The sequence below is a fragment of the Alcanivorax sp. 24 genome (assembly GCF_004360225.1).
In the GTDB taxonomy this organism is placed as follows: domain Bacteria; phylum Pseudomonadota; class Gammaproteobacteria; order Pseudomonadales; family Alcanivoracaceae; genus Alloalcanivorax; species Alloalcanivorax xiamenensis.
Window position 1 is genome coordinate 18052 of sequence record NZ_SNUA01000019.1, and the last position, 16433, is coordinate 34484.

The 16433-nt window shown below is 53.3% G+C and carries 22 protein-coding genes; 14 read left to right on the plus strand and 8 right to left on the minus strand.

The annotated features are described in order from the left end of the window. Window positions 1-33: 33 nt before the first annotated feature. Both E0L37_RS18915 and E0L37_RS18920 read right to left on the minus strand, forming a co-directional pair. A complete protein-coding gene (locus tag E0L37_RS18915; RefSeq protein ID WP_133493222.1) occupies window positions 34-234 on the minus strand; it encodes a YnbE family lipoprotein in 201 nt (66 codons plus the stop codon). Beyond that, complete coding sequence (locus E0L37_RS18920) at window positions 231-2837, minus strand: YdbH domain-containing protein (RefSeq protein ID WP_133493223.1); 2607 nt, start codon at window positions 2835-2837, stop codon at window positions 231-233. The genes E0L37_RS18915 and E0L37_RS18920 overlap by 4 nt, the downstream gene beginning before the upstream one ends. Window positions 2838-3503: 666 nt before the next feature. On the opposite strand from E0L37_RS18920, the gene E0L37_RS18925 reads away from it, so the two are divergent. Continuing rightward, window positions 3504-4820, plus strand: coding sequence for a PAAR domain-containing protein (locus tag E0L37_RS18925; protein WP_133493224.1), 1317 nt, complete (start codon window positions 3504-3506; stop codon window positions 4818-4820). 16 nt (window positions 4821-4836) lie between these two features. Next, window positions 4837-5472: a hypothetical protein gene (locus E0L37_RS18930; protein ID WP_133493225.1), complete on the plus strand. Its 636-nt coding sequence runs from the start codon at window positions 4837-4839 to the stop codon at window positions 5470-5472. A 206-nt stretch (window positions 5473-5678) separates the two neighbouring features. Here the strand turns inward: E0L37_RS18930 and E0L37_RS18935 are convergent, their stop codons facing one another. Then, window positions 5679-5978 (minus strand): addiction module antidote protein, encoded by a 300-nt coding sequence (locus tag E0L37_RS18935; protein WP_063139984.1) that lies wholly within the window; start codon window positions 5976-5978, stop codon window positions 5679-5681. Further along, window positions 5975-6277 carry a type II toxin-antitoxin system RelE/ParE family toxin gene (locus tag E0L37_RS18940; protein ID WP_133493226.1) on the minus strand — a complete coding sequence of 101 codons (303 nt, stop codon included), beginning with the start codon at window positions 6275-6277 and terminating at the stop codon, window positions 5975-5977. Before E0L37_RS18940 ends, E0L37_RS18935 begins: the two co-directional genes overlap by 4 nt. 199 nt (window positions 6278-6476) lie before the next feature. On the opposite strand from E0L37_RS18940, the gene E0L37_RS18945 reads away from it, so the two are divergent. Next, window positions 6477-7337, plus strand: coding sequence for a hypothetical protein (locus E0L37_RS18945; RefSeq protein WP_133493227.1), 861 nt, complete (start codon window positions 6477-6479; stop codon window positions 7335-7337). Between the two features lie 108 nt (window positions 7338-7445). Here E0L37_RS18945 and E0L37_RS18950 read toward each other — a convergent pair whose 3' ends face one another. Continuing rightward, window positions 7446-8486, minus strand: coding sequence for a DNA helicase UvrD (locus tag E0L37_RS18950; protein ID WP_133493228.1), 1041 nt, complete (start codon window positions 8484-8486; stop codon window positions 7446-7448). Next, the gene (locus E0L37_RS18955) at window positions 8471-10042 is read right to left on the minus strand and encodes an ATP-dependent endonuclease (RefSeq protein WP_133493229.1); all 1572 of its coding nucleotides are present in this window, start codon (window positions 10040-10042) and stop codon (window positions 8471-8473) included. Before E0L37_RS18955 ends, E0L37_RS18950 begins: the two co-directional genes overlap by 16 nt. A 332-nt stretch (window positions 10043-10374) precedes the next feature. On the opposite strand from E0L37_RS18955, the gene E0L37_RS18960 reads away from it, so the two are divergent. Then, a complete protein-coding gene (locus tag E0L37_RS18960) occupies window positions 10375-10605 on the plus strand; it encodes a hypothetical protein (RefSeq protein ID WP_133493230.1) in 231 nt (76 codons plus the stop codon). A gap of 160 nt (window positions 10606-10765) precedes the next feature. Here the strand turns inward: E0L37_RS18960 and E0L37_RS18965 are convergent, their stop codons facing one another. Together E0L37_RS18965 and E0L37_RS18970 are read right to left on the minus strand one after the other, a co-directional pair. After that, on the minus strand, window positions 10766-10954 hold the full coding sequence (locus tag E0L37_RS18965) for a hypothetical protein (RefSeq protein ID WP_133493231.1): 189 nt from the start codon (window positions 10952-10954) through the stop codon (window positions 10766-10768). Between the two features lie 433 nt (window positions 10955-11387). Then, window positions 11388-11633, minus strand: a complete 246-nt coding sequence (locus E0L37_RS18970; protein ID WP_205655653.1) for a hypothetical protein — start codon at window positions 11631-11633, stop codon at window positions 11388-11390. 122 nt (window positions 11634-11755) lie between these two features. Between E0L37_RS18970 and E0L37_RS18975 the strand changes: the two genes are divergently transcribed. The 10 genes from E0L37_RS18975 (at window position 11756) to E0L37_RS21580 (ending at window position 16417) form a co-directional block, all read left to right on the plus strand. After that, complete coding sequence (locus tag E0L37_RS18975; protein WP_063139977.1) at window positions 11756-11965, plus strand: hypothetical protein; 210 nt, start codon at window positions 11756-11758, stop codon at window positions 11963-11965. Beyond that, window positions 11962-12159 (plus strand): hypothetical protein, encoded by a 198-nt coding sequence (locus tag E0L37_RS18980; RefSeq protein ID WP_133493233.1) that lies wholly within the window; start codon window positions 11962-11964, stop codon window positions 12157-12159. Before E0L37_RS18975 ends, E0L37_RS18980 begins: the two co-directional genes overlap by 4 nt. After that, window positions 12156-12449, plus strand: a complete 294-nt coding sequence (locus tag E0L37_RS18985; RefSeq protein ID WP_133493234.1) for a hypothetical protein — start codon at window positions 12156-12158, stop codon at window positions 12447-12449. The genes E0L37_RS18980 and E0L37_RS18985 overlap by 4 nt, the downstream gene beginning before the upstream one ends. Before the next feature lie 373 nt (window positions 12450-12822). Next, complete coding sequence (locus E0L37_RS18990) at window positions 12823-13005, plus strand: hypothetical protein (protein WP_133493235.1); 183 nt, start codon at window positions 12823-12825, stop codon at window positions 13003-13005. Between the two features lie 192 nt (window positions 13006-13197). After that, window positions 13198-13443, plus strand: coding sequence for a hypothetical protein (locus E0L37_RS18995; RefSeq protein ID WP_133493236.1), 246 nt, complete (start codon window positions 13198-13200; stop codon window positions 13441-13443). Next, entirely contained in the window at window positions 13427-13789 is a 363-nt protein-coding gene (locus E0L37_RS19000; RefSeq protein ID WP_133493237.1) for a hypothetical protein, read from the plus strand. The genes E0L37_RS18995 and E0L37_RS19000 overlap by 17 nt, the downstream gene beginning before the upstream one ends. Beyond that, window positions 13779-14114 carry a hypothetical protein gene (locus E0L37_RS19005; protein WP_133493238.1) on the plus strand — a complete coding sequence of 112 codons (336 nt, stop codon included), beginning with the start codon at window positions 13779-13781 and terminating at the stop codon, window positions 14112-14114. The genes E0L37_RS19000 and E0L37_RS19005 overlap by 11 nt, the downstream gene beginning before the upstream one ends. A gap of 27 nt (window positions 14115-14141) precedes the next feature. After that, window positions 14142-14345: a hypothetical protein gene (locus E0L37_RS19010; RefSeq protein WP_133493239.1), complete on the plus strand. Its 204-nt coding sequence runs from the start codon at window positions 14142-14144 to the stop codon at window positions 14343-14345. A gap of 46 nt (window positions 14346-14391) precedes the next feature. Next, on the plus strand, window positions 14392-14649 hold the full coding sequence (locus E0L37_RS19015; RefSeq protein WP_133493240.1) for a major capsid protein: 258 nt from the start codon (window positions 14392-14394) through the stop codon (window positions 14647-14649). A 184-nt stretch (window positions 14650-14833) separates the two neighbouring features. Then, window positions 14834-16417 (plus strand): virulence factor TspB C-terminal domain-related protein, encoded by a 1584-nt coding sequence (locus tag E0L37_RS21580; protein ID WP_166643101.1) that lies wholly within the window; start codon window positions 14834-14836, stop codon window positions 16415-16417. Window positions 16418-16433 lie beyond the last annotated feature (16 nt).

The following is a 16433-nucleotide window of genomic DNA, read 5'->3' on the forward strand; positions in this document are numbered from 1 at the left end:
CCTGCCTCCTTAACACACTCTTCCCGGCAAGCGTTAAAACAGATCGCCGTTCTGTTCGAACAACGCATCGATATCTTTCTCCACCTTCAACCGGATCTCATGATCAATCTTCACATTCAGGTTGATGGTGATCGGTTCCTTGGGCGCTTCCAGTGCCACCCGGGGCGTACAAGCCATCAACGGCAACACCAGTACCGTCAGTAACAGGCTCCGCCCTCCCCGATTGATTTTCATTGTGCACTCTCCACCGGCGTCCGTTTCATGATCTCATCGGTGATCTGATCACCGATGCGTAAGCTGCGCAACAGGTCCCTGACATTTTCCTTGTGCGTGTAGTTAAAGACCACCGGCAGCCGATTTTGTTGCGGATTGATGCCCTCGATGGTGACCGCGGCATCCAGCCAACCACTGTCTTCCATATCCAGTTGTGCAAAAAAGCGACTGATCAGCAGCGGATTCAACGAATCCAGTGCCAGCCCCACCGCCTGATTGGATTGCGCCATGGCCTGGACCGCCGAGGTCATTGGAACTTCCAGGGACAAAGGGCCTTCGTTGGACAAGCGCCCGCCCCGCACCGCCACGCTGTTGCGCGACAAACGCAGCGGCAGATAGCCGCCCACCGTACCGGACAACGATACCGCCGGCTCATTCTGCAACGCCGCCACCTGGTTGAGGTCAATACCCGTCACCACCACCGTCTGCCACTGATCCGACGGCCACTGCAGCTGCGGCGCCAGCACTTCACTACCGAGCACTTCGGCTCGGATATCGCTGAAACGCCAAACGTCCAGATCCGATTGGCCGCTCAGATGGATATTGGTGATCGGGGCCCCCACGTCCACCGACGCCAGTGAAATCGGTTCTCGCGTTCTCAGATCAGCCTTGCCATCTTGCCAGTCCAGCGCCAGTCGCGCGTTCAGTCCACGGGCCAGGACGCTGCCCCAATCCATGTCCGCGTCGGAAACGTTGGCTTTAACCCCGAAAGAAACCATCTGGTCCCAAAGCCAATCGCCGTCCGCCACCAACTGCCCGGATTGCAAGGTGAAGCCAAGCCCCCGACTCAGTTCCGGCCGCAACGCCGAAGCCAACGACAGCTCCCCGGCATAACCGCCGCCAAAGGGGCGGGCACTGACCGCCAGCGATGCTTCCCAATCCTTCACCGCCAACTCCGCCCGGGCGCGCTGGCCGTTCAGATCCACCGTGCCGGTGAGCACCGGCAATTCCCAACGTTCCGCCGCCAGCCCCTCTCCCCGCAGAGCCAGTTGCCCATGAACACCGCCATCCTGATAACGCAGCGGCGTCCGCGCGCTCAACGACAACGGCTTCAACAGCGTCTTGCCCCGCACCGCCTGCGCCACGGAAATCGCCGCGCCTCTGGCCAGGGTGAGCACACCATCGCGCCACTGCCAGCGCCCATCAAGGTGCGCCATGCCACCCTGGTCCAGGTAATCAGCCGCGTCCACATCGGCATCCAGGCTGCCGGCCCAACCTCCGTGGTCATCCCTGCGCCCGCTCATCCTGGCCTGGAACGGCAGACGCTGATAACGTCCCTTGAGTGACGCCTGCACCGGCCAGTATGGTGGCTTCAATTCCGTCACCGGCGCCGTGGCCTCCACGCTCAGATCCGCGTTTTCGAGCCGTACCTTAAGCGGCTCCCCGCTGACGCCATCCACGCCCGCCCGGCCGCGCCAGCCACCGCTCAGACGATACCCTTGCCACTGCCCCGCCAGGGACATCGCCCCTTGCCAATGCACGCCTTCCGGCTTCCACAGCAACAGGCTGTTGCTGGTGGTCAGAGTGGCGCCCTGGTACTGCACGGACAGTGGCAGTGCTACTTCTCCGTCAGCGGCCAACGGCACCGTCACCGATTCCCGCAAATTCAATCGCGTCTGTTCCGGCAGAGTCAGCTCGAACGGTGCCACCAGCAGTTGCGTTTCCTGCCACTGAAAATCGACCGTGCCATCCAGGCCTTCGGACAGTGTCAAACGCCCCTCGCCTGTTCCCAGCCTCTGATCGTCACTGGCCAGGGTCAGCAGCGCTTGCCCTTGCGGTCCCCGAGCCTCCAGCCGCCCCTTGGCCTGTTTGATCAAGCCATCGAAAGTCCCGCTGGCGGTCAGCCCTTCCCCCGGCAATAACCGCCATCCCGCCGGTAGCGCCAGCGGGTCGGACAGCGTCAGTGACACCCGCCAGTGAGGTTGCTCCACGATGACCGTGGCATTCAGATTGGCTCGATAGTCCTCACCGGCCATACCCAGCTCGCTGCCGGTCAGCGCCAATTCGGCCCGGACCGGCTGTTCGGGAAGCCATTGTCCTGAGCCACCAAGTTCCACCACACCGATGGCGCGACTGTCCAGATCCGACACCGGGATTTGTCCATGCACCTGCCAGGCACCACTGTCCTGCCGGTAATCACCGAACACTTCGCCATTGCGGAACCCGGCCCGCCCTTGCCAGTGCCCCCTTTTCTGCGTCAGATCAAGAGATAACGGCGGATAGTCCCGCCACTGCAGCGCCCACACTTTGACGTGTAACGCCGGCAGATCGGGTAATTCGGAAAGTGGCTCGGAAGCGGCATCGGAATCACATTGGCGAATCGACACGCTGTCCGCGGTGACCGTGATGGGCCGCAGCGAGGAAAGACGTAATCCCCGCAGCGATAAGGGGCGGCATTCGCCTTGTTGTTGCCACAGCGCGGTGATGACCAACCCCTGACGCCAGCCAACGCCCTGCCAGCGCCAGCCCAGACTCCAGGCGATCACGAACGGCAACAGCAGCAACAACACCAGAACCACCAGTGTTGCCACCACCCCGATGCGACGCCGCGACCAAGCTGCCATGAATGTCCTTGTCGGAAACGAACCTAATCCACGCCAAGCATGGCGCGTCCTTGTCAGGAAATATAGAGGTCAAACCGTGGTAAAAGTGCCGTGGACGGCGGGCACGAAAAAAGGTTCATCGCGGTTTAGCGGGCCACGGCGCTTCAATCATGGGCACGGGTCTGTAACGGAAGGGCTAGCAAGCCGCTATGTTCGCCAGCAAGCGGGTCTCCCACGGATCATGCCACGAAGCCGCTGTGGGAAGCTTGCTGGCAAGCGAATCGCCAACGGCCCAGGACATTCGCGGCCAAGCGGAGCGCCGCCGGGGCCGCTTCCCACAGCGGTGCTGTAGCCCCCTCTGAATGGAGGTCTTCGAGGTAACCGAGGAATACGGGAGCCCCCGCCGGAGCGACCCTTCCCGCTAAAGCGATGAACCACAAAAAAGCCCCGGTGAAAATCACCAGGGCTTTTTTCTCTCGTTTGGTCGGGACGGGAGGATTCGAACCTCTTTCATTGCTGCTCACCAAACCACAGCCCCACATAACCTTTTGTTTTAAAAAGAAATCATCCAACTGCAAAGCTCAAGGCGCCACACTGTATCTATGTGGTGTCGTCACTTCGTCGACACTTTGTTATGCTCTCCTTTCAAGCCAGGACGGTTAAGGATTGATCAACACGGAGGTAAGCATGTCGCGCCCGATTATCGTTTTGGGTGACAAGACCGACCATGGAGGCACCGTTATCAGCGCCTCCACTACAATGGACATCGATGGCAAAGGGGTAGCCCGCGTGGGTGACAAAGTCATCTGCCCGAAGCACGGTCCGTCCCCCATCATCACCACTATCGCCACCGGCGATCCCACCAATATCGTTGATGGCCAGCCCGTCGCTCGTCATGGCGACAAAACCGCCTGCGGCGCCACGCTGATTTCCAGCCAAGCTACGTCAGTGGTGGACTCAGGAGCCTCCGCTCGGGGTAGCGATTTGGGCAGTGTGGCGGCCGGACTGGCAACTCTGGTCGGTCAGTCCAATGCCTTGATCACAGCTTCCACTAATGCGGCCTCTGCCGTCGGCTCCATACTCTCCGGCCAGACACAATCTGGCTCCGCGACAGGTCAATCATACCCCCGTGTCGAAGAGGCGGAAGAAGAGGAGGAAACTGGTGAGTCGGAAATGGGGCCTAATGGACCGTTGGACCACGTGTATGAAGAGATCATCCGCGTCATGGAAATGGAATTGGAGAAACAGCGAGCCGTGTTGGGTGCTGCGGATCTGGCGGAAGAAGCAGACGTATTGCTAAGTGTTGTGGAACTGGCCCGGCCCCGCGCAATCATTCGAATTGTTAAGGCTGCTGGCGCGGAGGCTATCGAAAGCGCTTTAGGAAAAGGGACGAGTGCGTTACGTGACGCAAGTGTAAATGCTGTGGGCACAGACCTCGACATAGCTAAAATGCATTTACGTAAATCAATAAAACGTTTAGAGGAGCAGATCGAAGAGGCTCGCCGAATACTGGAAAGGCGCAACTCTGGTGAGGAGAAGTTCACCGAGTTTCAAGCTGCTCAGGAACGAGAAGCATTGGAGAAATACATTGAAGATGCAGCCAATCAGTATTTCAGAAAAAGCAGAAACGAAGCTTCGTTTTCGGAAAGCCAATACAAGGCTCTCCAAGGCACCCATAGCGAGGCCTATGATGAACTGGAAAGATACCAGAATAATTACATGTCCGGAAATACTGAATATGACAGAGATACTCACTTCTTACTGAGAAAAAAAGAAGCAGATGCGAACATCGAAGCGAGAAACTCAGCCGAACGCCGCAACACAAATGAACGCATGCATCGTTCGATGAAAGCGGTATCAGCAAAGTACCGACAGGGAGAGAGTATTGATTTTTCTGGCGTGCCTTTAGATGAGCAGATAACGACGCTAGAGGCCATGAAGGAGATCCTTTTGTCTTCCTACAAAAACTCCCCAGATGGCAATTCACCATTTAATCAAAGATAAGCATCAAGGATAAAAAATGGCCAAAGAAAATTTTTATCTTATTTTCTCTCTCCTGGCTTTAACTTCTGTTTCTTGTGCCTCAGAAACAGTACCCTCGAGGGAAGAATATGGATGCTTATCCGGTGATCTCATCACCAAGGAATTGAAAACTGATGGTGAGGTTTCGGGGCAATTAAAGGTTTCTAATGCTTGCCTAAATCATGATCCGGATAGCAAAACACCAGGACAAACGATGCCTGGAAGCATAAACATGGTATTTTGCTTGCCGGGACTAGCCCCCTGTGGCCAAGCCAGCCAGGAGCAGAAGATTTATCTTAACGTTGTGTTGCCCAAAATGAATTTCGCAACCTCTCTGGTAAAGGGAACAAAAGAAAAGGATCGCCTTATTGGCCAGGAAGGTGGCCTCGATTTCTATCAAAATGAACAGACCGGCGTTATCAGCCGCATCCCTAGCAATGGAGATATTTATAGCGTCTCATGCTGGGGAAGCAACAATGAAATATGTGACTCAGTAGGATTAACAGCACATAACATTCAATATTCCGCTCGAACCTACAACCCGCCGGAGTCTATTGATTGGCAAGCTCTCCATGACAACATCCGTGACTTCATGGAAACTGCGGCGAATATTAAAAGCCCCCTTCATCATTAGAATGAAGAGAACTACTTTTTGCTTCTTTCGAATGACAATCAAGGGATAGTGGTGCACCAGGAGGGGCTTGAACCTTATGGCGCTATGGTTCTGACCACCACATCACCACACAACTCATTGATTTTCATCGAATTTACAAATGATCACTAGCACTGTCTTGCCCTCACTCACACGGAAGCCTCGACACCATTTCGACACTACAGGCCTTAGTGGGCATGTTGATCAAAGTGGAGCGAAAGCCCCAGCGCACGGGTGATCTTCAGCATCGTATCAAAGCCGGGATTGCCTTCCGGTGAAAGTGCTTTATAGAGTCCAGCACGGGTCATACCTGTCTCGTCGGCCAGGCGTGACATATTCTGAGCACGTGCGATGTCACTGAGCGCCGCTCGGATGAGAGAACCATCCCCTGGATCTTCTTCGATACAGGCGTTGAGATAGAGGATCATGTCTTCCCGGTCCTCCAGATGATCGGAGGCATCCCAAGGTTTCAATTTGTGCTCGGTCATAGCTCCTCCTGATATCGGTCAGCCAGCGCCTTCGCGGCCTTAATGTCCTTGCTCTGCGTGCTCTTGTCACCGCCAACAAGGAGAATGATCACCTCTAACCCCCGGATGGTTAAGTACACCCGGTAGCCCGGCCCGGTGTGAATGCGTAGCTCGCTGACGCCCCCACCGACAGACTTGATATCCCCTAGGTTTCCTAGTGCTACTCGCCGGATTCGCGCATTGACTCGGGCCTTACCTTGCTTGTCACGAAGATGGCGAAGCCAACGTTCAAATTCCGCCGTCATTAGAATTGTCTTCATACTCAATGTATACCACGGTATACAAAAAAATCAAGAGCCATAATGCAGTTAGCCGATAGGTCTTCTCCGCAAAAGAGAAGATACGAGTAATTGGATCCTCTCAGATGCATTTGAGGTAGAGCTGTTAGCTCAGAATTTGCAATAAGTTTCATTCACTGCAAACATTGTGACGTATGTCGCATATTTTGAGGAGATAGTCATGCAGGACGCCTTTTGTCGCATTGATGGCCAAAATTGGAGTGCGGATCGCTTTGCGGCTCTTCCAGTCAGTCAGCTTGAGGCGATGCGCCGACAACTTGCCTGCATTTCATGTGGCCGTGATGCTTGGTTCCGCAAAGAAAGTAAGCATGGCCACCCAGCTCATTTTTGTGCCCATCATGAAGACTCTTGCCAATTACGAGCCATTTATACCGTCACGACAGACCCACGGGATGCCGTCACAGAGGAGGCGGAAGAGATCAGCGCAGGAGGAGGAATCCTTGTCGACTTAGATGACGAGAAAGGAGGAGAAATTACTGTAAACCCTGTCGCCCCCCCTCCAAGCAATACAGGAACAGGCGGTAGAACCCACGTTTTACCAGGAGACAGGCAAAGTTCAGAAACTTACACTCTGAAGAGAGTATTGCACCGCCTCGTCACAAGTCAGGCCTTTAGAGAATCTAGCCGAATAATCACTTTCTTTCGAGATGGAGAAGTTTTTATTAGTGGTCCAATAAAGGAAGTGTTTATACCTTTTGAAAGAGCTCATGAGGCACCAGAACATGCCCGATATTTTTTTTGGGGCAATATTGCCAGCTATGGAGTCACTCAAGATGGAAAGCTCTGGCTGAACTCATCCGAAAATCACAATGAGAGTGTTAGTGTTGCGATATTTGATGACATTCTTCAAGCATTTATAGCTTTCTTTGAAATCCATGACTTGGAGGAGCTAGTCGGAGCTCACGTACTTGTCAGTGGCCACTGCCAGACGTCTAAAAGAACAAAAAAGTCAACAATTTGGTGTGGCGCCATTCGAAATATAATCCTACGACGGTATAATGAACGCATTAAAAAAGGCTAGCCAATGTTTCCATCCAAGAGAACGTTTTACATCAACCATGCTAGTCTCAGCACATCAATCGAACAGGAAAACGAACACCTCCACAGGAGGCCGTTTACATCTGAAGTTCTACGTGTAATTTTTTTTTAGATCAGACGCAAGCCTTTGAGGAACGAGATATACATTGCCTTTTGCTCTTGTACAGGCGACATATAGCTTATTCAATGTGGTTGGGCTCATACCTTTCAACCCCCCTTCCTTGTAAAGCTTTTCTGTTTTATTATTAAGAAAGACACAAACATCTGTGTAGCAATCCAATCCCTTAGTTGCCCCCCAATTCTGGGACGGGGAAATATAATTATAACTTTTTTCATAAAAAAGTTTTACAACCTTTCTATCAGAGAGCAACTCATTTACATCCTTCTTCTTTTCCATGTATACAACCTCCCCCTTATTAACATCGTGTGAGTATATTTTTATTCCCATTTCCTTAAAAACAAAATCGCACACATTTTCTGGGCAACGGTAGCTCTTTGATAGAGTATCTTCATCAATACAAAGACCAGTTTTTTTTAGTTTTTCCTTATATTTCTCATAATTTTTATACAAATTCCCATTAACATTTCCGTCCGAACTCGTATCAAAGGTATGTTGATAAAAATCACCGACCAAACAAATTTCGCTATTAATATCCATTAGGCTGCAAAGAAAATTGAAGTCATGCCCAGCAAAATCCTGAACTTCATCGACATAAAAGCAATCAAAAAATTTATCAATCCTTTCAACAACATCCGGAAAGTAATTTCTTACGTCTAACAGCTTCGCAAGTCTATTGTGATATATACGACCATCTTTCGTAAAATAGCGCATCCTATCTCCGATCTTCAGCTTTGACGTATGAGGAGGTGGCTTATCCCAACATATTCCGTTGAACCTTATCGATCGGCCGGCGACAGGCTTAAAACAAAAGCTGTTCAAAAAGGAAAAATAAGTATAGACCCTAACACCTTTTGGCATTTGACCTATTTTTTCCACGATTCTAGAAATAATATTCTCATAGTTATTAACTGTATAAGTAACAATAAGAGCTTTTGAATCAATTTCAATTTTATCAATGAGCAAAGAGGTTTTTCCTGAGCCAGCAACTGAGAATATTACTCTTTTATCCATTTGACAGCTCGCTCTATATAATTAGGAACCTTTATTGAAGAACCAATTTCTTTTAACATTTTATATGCTGCCTCTGTCTTATTTGACAACATGTAATCTTTGACCGATAAGCTCCGCCTTCCTTCTCCGAATATCTCATCGCACCTTTCCCTGTTATCTTCGTAGACTGCAATTTCCAAAGTGCTTCTGGAATTATCGGAATCATAGAAAACGTTTATATCTTTCTCATTAGCATAATCAGAAAATCCGTCGACACAATTTATCTTAAAATTTTTATCATTATCTCTTATTACTGCCACTCTTATGCCAAGCCGCAATGCAATGTCCAGATACCGTTTAAAGCTAGTACCCCCTACAGAAATCAAGTGGACGCCGTCTTCCTCCATAGACGTGCCATTTACCTTCTCATACATCACATCAGACAGTATGTACTCCGCATTACCTTCAACTAAAATTACTTTTTTTGAAAGACAGAACTCAAGAACGTTATTAACTGGTGACTTAATAAAAAAATCAGCCGTATCAGAAGGAATTCCATTGAACAACAAAGCTTTTCCTGATGAAGCACTTAATAAAATTGATTTTCTTAGATCTAACTTTGAGGCAATAAAACTGCTATGTGTTGATATGAAAATCTGGCCTGCGGATGAATTTCTTATTTTTTCAACTAGCTTCTTCATATTGCCGTGACTTAAATGATTTTCAGGTTCTTCTAAAAGTAAAGTATCTAAGGGTTTCCCTTGCTTGACGCGCTGGAGAGCAAACTCAGTCTTAATCAAACACTGCCGGCCTTTCCCTTTATTTTCTAAGGCGATACCATCTTCTATTATGGTTAGATCTGCCTGAAGATTTGACTTCAGCCCAGAACCAACAGAGAACTCAAAATTTTCTATTTTTTTATTCACCTCAGACAGAAAATTTTCCTTAAACTCTTCTTTATTCTTTCTATATTCATTTTCAAGTCTTGCCCTTTGGGCTGACTCTGAGTTTGACTCAAATATTGTCTTTATGTAACTCTTTGTAGCATATTCATTATTTATTTCTGTGCCATCTATAAATAAGTAGTTGAAATACTTTCTGTACGAACTATAGCTCTCTCCAGAAAACGTAAAAAATCCCACTTTATAAAATTCAAATGGGAAATTTGAGCCTCCCTTTTTCAATATTGAATCGATGTCTTTACTATGGTCAACGTCTGGCTCACAAACCAAATGCAGTCCGCATGCATTTTTATTTCCCTGATTAAACCTTCCATAAAGCTCAGGAAAATCAGAGCAATCTTTAATGTATAGATCAATCTCGATTTTTGGCATAAGACTTATTATTTTATTTCCTGCCATGAATTTACTTATCGCATTCTTATTAAAAAGACTTTCCAAGCCAATATTAGCTATCTTTGCTTGGCTTCCACTAACAACGATCTCAATAGCTTTTAATATGGAGCTTTTCCCAGATTCATTGTCACCAACAAGAATATTAAGGTCATCAGAAAATAAGATCTCCTCATCTTCAAACTTTTTGAAATTTCTCAACCAAATCTTCTCGATTATCTTCACACTTTCCTCCTTTCACCCCTTCGTCATTTAAATTTCCAAAAGAAACGACATTTCATATAAAAAGGAGCACATTCTCTACCTAAGTTTTATTTCATTTCAGTTTAGCTCGATAGCGGATTGACAATAAGTCATGTACTCGTCATCTTATCCCGCGCCGGCATTAAACTGCTGGCCGGGTTTGGCGACCCGACAAGGTATGAGCCGCGTGCTTCGGCATTCGTGGCGGGCTACGCGTGGGAGACCTTCGGGTCTGCCGTCACCTTGTCGGTTCGCCAACCTGCGCGTAGTTCCGCCTCCACCAATACTAGGGGGCCTCAACTTGAGGACACGACATGCAGGAAGAGCATATTAAAGAATTACGGGATACTCTCGATCTCACCGTAGAACACTTAAACTACATACAAGCCTTGTTCTTCGCGGTCAATCGCGTTTTAGACACAGGCAAAGACACCCCTCCCTATGTTGAACAAGCCAAGCTGCTTAGCCGCTTGGGACGCTTTCATTCCATTATGTGGCGGGACTTGTTTTACTCAGACCGGGAGAAGATCAAAACACTCCATTGATCTCCCCCGGATACAAGCTGACACCGGCCCAAGGGCACCGCCGAAAGCGACGTTAGAACCAGATACTTGATGGACTAGGCGGCCTTCCAAGACAAACCGCTCCCCTATTCATCTGGCTTACTCAAACACCCGGCGGCCCGGATCGGAATAGTCAGTACCCCTATGAGGGAGGTTCTTGGCTACTATCAAGTTGCTTACCAGCACTTGGCTCTGCTTCAGCTTCGTTTTCGAGACTCATATGGCCTTTCTCGATCTTCGCCAGGGCAGCGACCCGAGAGCGAATCTCCTCTAGCGACACATCGTCGGGAAGCGTTTTCACCAGCGCTGCGACCTTTTCCTTTGCGGTCATACATCACTCCCTTTAGCGGTATACACGGCGGCGCTTACCGCGGCTGTCCAAGGCGCGATCCGTGCCTTTACGCATATTGATCAGCTTTCGACCTTGCGCCAAGGCACTTTCACGGGCCTTGCCGGTCATTTCGTAGGCGTGTTTATAGCTACCAGGTGGTTTGTGGCACTCGGCGTAACGCTTCGCGCGCTCGTAGTCGCTGCAGATTGGTTTGTACTTAGCGATCCGGTACTCCAATCCACTATCTGCCCAAGCGGTATTACTTACAGTGTGGATTAGACCGGCAATGAAGACGGCAGATATGATTGTGCATCTCATGCCCTTCCCCCCTTTTGTGTGGTTTAAGTTTGCGCTCCTGCAAACGTGACCCAGCTCGTTTTTTGTTATTCCCCCCTTTTCTTGAACCAGGCTTTAGCGGCCCTCTGCGTAAGCTCTATCCCTCTCCTCGTTGCTTAAGCGTCGCGTTTGCTTCGTCGTATTCCGGGCTGGTCTGCCCTACTTCCGGCATGACCTCGCCAGTCATCAGCCACCAGCGATAGCGCGGAAAGACTTTCCCCAGGATCTCAACCTCTTGAGCCCGGATCTGAGCTTGGCCGTGTTTGATGTTTTGCCAGCGTTTGTAATTGCTGTCTCCTGCCTCGGCCAAATCTGTAAGCCGTGCAAATGCCAGCAATTGCATACACCTATCTATTAGACCTGATTCCATAGGAATAAATCATCGCTCAGATGCTTAACTATTAGATAAAAAACACCTACTATTTAGGTCTAATATTTAGACATTGCATAGAGTGGTGCACAGTGATGATACCGGAATTGGGGGACGCCATCAGCAATCGGCCGGAGTGGCCGCCGATGATGGCATGGAGCGAGTTTGCGGAGTGGATTCGGCAAGAGCCGGATGTAGTCCGGGGTTGGGTGGATAAAGGCTATTTGCCGACGGTGAAAGTCGGTCGCCGCCGCATGATCAACGTTGTTCTGCTGGTCGAGCAACTGCGGGAGAGCGAGGTATGAGCAAGCGCACGAGTAAACACCGCCAGCGGCAGCTGATCTGCACCACCACTCACGACCGGGACAGCGGCGAAACCATGGTCAAGGTGGAAGGCCTGTTCGACGGTGAACGCACCTTCCAGGCGGAAAAGACCTTCGACGATCCGGTTAAAGCCTGCTCCTGCGCCGTGGACTACTGGCTGAGGGTGTTCCTGTGATTTGCGCCACCTACAAACGCCGAGGCCGCCGCTACCGCTATCAACGCATAGCCGACAAGGCCGTTTCCCTGAGCATCGCTCAAATCTCCCTGCTGCGCCGGGCCGGTGTCCGCCTGCTCGGCCTCATCATTACCACCGGAGAAACGCTCCGTGTCCATGCTCGTAATGCTGTGGGCGTTGTGGATTACGCCGAGTTCCCTGCTGACCGCGCCGACGACGCCAAAGCCTTTGTCTACGGGGCCGCTCGTAACCACTCCCCGCAACTGTCCCTGTTTCAGGGGGTGCTATGAGTACACCTGCGATGGCGCCGCGCCGCCCTACTCCCGCACCTACCGTTTCTGACAGCCAGGCCGCCGCTTTTGCCGTCCTGGGCACCGCCCCACGGGCCGCCCCGCTGTCCCGCTCCGTCACCGTCATCCTCGATCGCGAACTTTTGGGGCGGTATGGATTAGCAGGCGCAAGGCTCGCCCTGGCGACGCTCGCGCTTGGCCTTGCGCCTGCTAATCCATGCCGCACCGTTCGCACCGGATCGAGGGTGTCGGTGAGGGAGCGGGTCAGCCCCCCGCTCTTGATCCTGATTCCGAGAGAGCGGTTTTGCCCTTCAAGAAAAGCGCCTTTGCCGACTTGTCGGCGCCTTTCTTCTTTTCTGTTTGAGGTCAGTTTATGAGCCGTTGGGGCCGCTTTTTGTGTGACGAGTGCGGTGATTTTTTCCCGGATTCCATGATGTCCGAGGAAGAGAACGTTTGTTACGGCTGCTTCGATGTGCCGGAGCATGACGACACCGACGACGGCAACGAACGTGACTATGACGATGATGACGATTTTGAAGATCCCTTCGCGGATTGAGGGGCGTTGCCAAGCGGAGCGCGGAGGGCCTTGGCCCGGAGGTGCGAGGGATCGTTACCGGCAGGCCGGTACCGCGTACCGGTGAACTTAGTCCGCCCTGTGGGCCATCTCCGATGACCCGCACGGCTGACTTAGTGAATAGAGCCCGGTCCCCCTGGGGACGCACACGGCTTTTTTGATTGGGGGTTAACCATGCACGTAAAGGAATGGGCCAAAAAACACGATGAACAGCCCTTGCTGGGCGCCTTACACGACCTGGAAAAAACGGTCCGCAAGCAGTGGGTTATGGAAATGGTCTTCGCCGACAAGGCGCGTTGCCTGGGCTACGTCAGCGCCCTGTTCTGGCACGACCTGATTACCGGCCCGGAGCACGAACGGTTTTGCCAGGACATTCTAGCCCTGGCCCGACAGGGGAAACCTCATGCGGTTTCATCGTAACGCCAGCGCCCCCACGCCGGAAAGCCGGAGTGAGTGCGGCCTGTACCGCACTCGCACCCTACGCCCTGCCCTGCTCGTGGCGGAACGCCGCTGGCACCCCGGCGAGAAACCCCGGCACCTGTACGCCCCCTGGCGCTTTCTCGGCTTCGCCAAGGACGAACGCCAGGCGCGCCATCTGTGCCGCCAAGCCCGACAGCCGATCACCGACGCCCGCGCCATCCTGCGCGACCTCGGGCTGACCGCCCTGGCAAACGATTCCCGATGTTCACCACATCCACAAAAGCAAACCGCCCCCAACAACGGGCGCCAACACCTAACCACTGGAGATCAACACCATGCAATTTGAAATGACCCTCACCGTCCTGGGTATCAACCGTATGAACATTGAAGGCCGCACCTTCTGTTCTGTCCACACCGGGCAAATGCCCGTGGGCGATGCCGCGAACGATTGCCGGGGCTACGAAGTCACCAAGATGGGCGCCGAGCCCGCCGTCTTCGACCAGATCGCCGCTGACTTCCAACCCGGCGAGGACGTGCACTTCATCGCCCAACTTAAAAAAGCCGGTGGCGGCAAAAGCCAGCCTTACCTGATCGGCGTGGTGCCAAAAACCACGCCCCCGGCCTCTCAGGCCACTAAGAACACCGGCACGGCCAAGGCCGACAGCAAGTAACGGGCCGCTTAAAAAATGGAAATGATCGTGTGCAGCGGGCAATGGCAACAGGCGCAGGACGGCGCGGTGTATTGCCTGGGCACACTGGAAATGGCGAGCGTTGGCCCCTTCGGGTTACCGGCGCTCACCTACGGGGAGGCCAACGCCATCCTCGGCGCCGTGGCGGGTCTGTACGCCACGGTGTGGTGCCTGCGGACGCTGGCTTGGTACATCAAGACCAATACCGACTAGGCACCGGTACGACAAACCCTAAACCACTTGAAAGAAGGAATGTGCTATGAAACGCGCAATGCAAAAACACCGCCGTGGGGGCGGTGCCACTCTGGTCCGCGTGGGCCGCACCGGTCTGATCAGCGGCGGTATCGCCAGTGCCGCCGCGCTCGGCACCACCACCGCGCACGCGGCCATCGATGTCAGCGGCGTCACGCAGGAAATCAACGACAACCAGGCCAGCGCCACCGAAATCGGCCTCGCGGTCATTTCGTTCCTGGGGCTGATCCTGGCGTTCTTCCTGCTGCGCCGCGCCGTGCGCTAACCCCTCCACCACCGGGGCCTTCGGGCCCCTTTTTCAATGTCGGCACTTTGCTTTTCAGAGTGAGCCGGGCAACGGGTCATTCTGAAAAGCAAAAAGAGGATCGCACCATGGGAACCGAGTGGGATATAGGGCCGTGGCTTTACTTATGCGTCAGCCTGTCCGCCATGTACATGCTGTTTCAATCATGAGCCCCCGTTTCATCCTTGCATTCGCCTTGGGTCTGTTGGCACTGCTGTTCAGCCCCGCCGCGCTGGCCGCCTATGGCGACGATTACGTCGCGTACCAGACGAAAACATGGCCTTGGGATCAAGCCGGATCAGGCACCGCCTGCCGTGCCTTCTATGACAGCTTGCCGGAACGGAGCCGCGATTCAGCAAACCGGTGCCGGTTGGTGGAAGTGAACCATCAGCCCCAGTACTACGAACAAAAATACTGTTCAGGCAGCTATCCAATCTTTGGCCTCGCCCCGGATGGGGTCATGCAAGTCTGTCTTCCGGAGCCGCCCGCCGCCTGCGATATCAACAAATACCCCAATGGTCACCTTGAGGAAGAGTTGCTTTTTGAAGGCGGCCCGCCCGGCGAACTGTTTTGTTATGAGAGCTGCCGCTTTACCTATGATGGCCCCACCTCACCCAGCGTTCCGTGGATCTACGCCAACGGCACCAAGATCTATTGGGTGAACGGCATCAGCTCCGGGCAGACCTGCCAGGCGGATGAGATCCCCGATACCTGGGTGGACAACGGCACGGCGATCCCGGACCGCTGGGACGCGGAGGACACGCCGTTCGGGCAGTTTCTCGACGCCGAAGGCTGCTATACCGGTATTGGCAACGACCGCTTTTGTCAGGTGGAGGCTGGGGGCTGCCCCAACTCCGTCACGGCCCCCGACGGCAAACGCTATTGCCTCATGCCAGATGACGACGACGAAGACCCGGACGACCCCACCGATCCGGGCGACCCTGGCGATCCCGGTGATCCCGACGACCCCGACAATCCCGATGAACCGGAAGAGCCAGAGGTCTACTGCGATGAGAACGGCGGCTGGAATGGCAGTTCCTATTGCAATGCGGGCGATGACGGCCACTGGGGCCCCGGCTGTGGCTGGGACTGCGGCGGTGATGACGGTGGCGGGGGCAATGATGGGGACGGGGACGATGGCGGCGATAACGGTGGAGGCGGTGACGACGGCGGCGGCAATGGCGGCGGTGGTGGCGACTCTGGTGGTGATGGCGGCGGCGACTCTGGGGACGATGGAGACTCTGGAGGGGATGGCGATGGCGACGGGGATCAGGACGAGGGCGACGACGGCGAGGGCGACGGCGAAGGCGGTGGCATGGGGCCCGGCACCTGTGATGTGGACGGCCAGGAGGCCCCCGAGTGCACCGAGGATCAGGACAGTGTGCAATGCGCCATAGCGTTAAACACCTGGTACCTCAATTGCCGCGACAAACTTTGGAAAGAGGATACAGAAGGCACGGACGAGTACCTGGCCGGGGATAGCCTGCTCAATGACAGCGAAAAAAACACCGTCCGCGAGCAGGAAATCGATATCAGCGACCGGCTGTCCGACCTGGACGACAGCGGCGCGGGCCTGGGCGGCTCGGCCTCCTGCCCGTCCGATCTGAAAGTGGACCTGGGCCGGCTCGGCACCCTCACCATCCCGATGACCTTCCTGTGCAAGCTGGCCACCACCATCAACCCCTTGGTGCAAGCCCTCGGCTGGCTGGTGGCCGCGCTGATCGTCCTGGAACGTTTTTCCGATAACTGACAACGGATGGAGTGCT

Bases quoted from the DNA above. Each gene is read 5' to 3' on its own strand.
- E0L37_RS18915 (WP_133493222.1), bottom strand. From the start codon at position 234: ATGAAAATCAATCGGGGAGGGCGGAGCCTGTTACTGACGGTACTGGTG.
- E0L37_RS18920 (WP_133493223.1), bottom strand. From the start codon at position 2,837: ATGGCAGCTTGGTCGCGGCGTCGCATCGGGGTGGTGGCAACACTGGTG.
- E0L37_RS18925 (WP_133493224.1), top strand. From the start codon at position 3,504: ATGTCGCGCCCGATTATCGTTTTGGGTGACAAGACCGACCATGGAGGC.
- E0L37_RS18930 (WP_133493225.1), top strand. From the start codon at position 4,837: ATGGCCAAAGAAAATTTTTATCTTATTTTCTCTCTCCTGGCTTTAACT.
- E0L37_RS18935 (WP_063139984.1), bottom strand. From the start codon at position 5,978: ATGACCGAGCACAAATTGAAACCTTGGGATGCCTCCGATCATCTGGAG.
- E0L37_RS18940 (WP_133493226.1), bottom strand. From the start codon at position 6,277: ATGAAGACAATTCTAATGACGGCGGAATTTGAACGTTGGCTTCGCCAT.
- E0L37_RS18945 (WP_133493227.1), top strand. From the start codon at position 6,477: ATGCAGGACGCCTTTTGTCGCATTGATGGCCAAAATTGGAGTGCGGAT.
- E0L37_RS18950 (WP_133493228.1), bottom strand. From the start codon at position 8,486: ATGGATAAAAGAGTAATATTCTCAGTTGCTGGCTCAGGAAAAACCTCT.
- E0L37_RS18960 (WP_133493230.1), top strand. From the start codon at position 10,375: ATGCAGGAAGAGCATATTAAAGAATTACGGGATACTCTCGATCTCACC.
- E0L37_RS18965 (WP_133493231.1), bottom strand. From the start codon at position 10,954: ATGACCGCAAAGGAAAAGGTCGCAGCGCTGGTGAAAACGCTTCCCGAC.
- E0L37_RS18970 (WP_205655653.1), bottom strand. From the start codon at position 11,633: ATGCAATTGCTGGCATTTGCACGGCTTACAGATTTGGCCGAGGCAGGA.
- E0L37_RS18975 (WP_063139977.1), top strand. From the start codon at position 11,756: ATGATACCGGAATTGGGGGACGCCATCAGCAATCGGCCGGAGTGGCCG.
- E0L37_RS18980 (WP_133493233.1), top strand. From the start codon at position 11,962: ATGAGCAAGCGCACGAGTAAACACCGCCAGCGGCAGCTGATCTGCACC.
- E0L37_RS18990 (WP_133493235.1), top strand. From the start codon at position 12,823: ATGAGCCGTTGGGGCCGCTTTTTGTGTGACGAGTGCGGTGATTTTTTC.
- E0L37_RS18995 (WP_133493236.1), top strand. From the start codon at position 13,198: ATGCACGTAAAGGAATGGGCCAAAAAACACGATGAACAGCCCTTGCTG.
- E0L37_RS19000 (WP_133493237.1), top strand. From the start codon at position 13,427: ATGCGGTTTCATCGTAACGCCAGCGCCCCCACGCCGGAAAGCCGGAGT.
- E0L37_RS19005 (WP_133493238.1), top strand. From the start codon at position 13,779: ATGCAATTTGAAATGACCCTCACCGTCCTGGGTATCAACCGTATGAAC.
- E0L37_RS19015 (WP_133493240.1), top strand. From the start codon at position 14,392: ATGAAACGCGCAATGCAAAAACACCGCCGTGGGGGCGGTGCCACTCTG.
- E0L37_RS21580 (WP_166643101.1), top strand. From the start codon at position 14,834: ATGAGCCCCCGTTTCATCCTTGCATTCGCCTTGGGTCTGTTGGCACTG.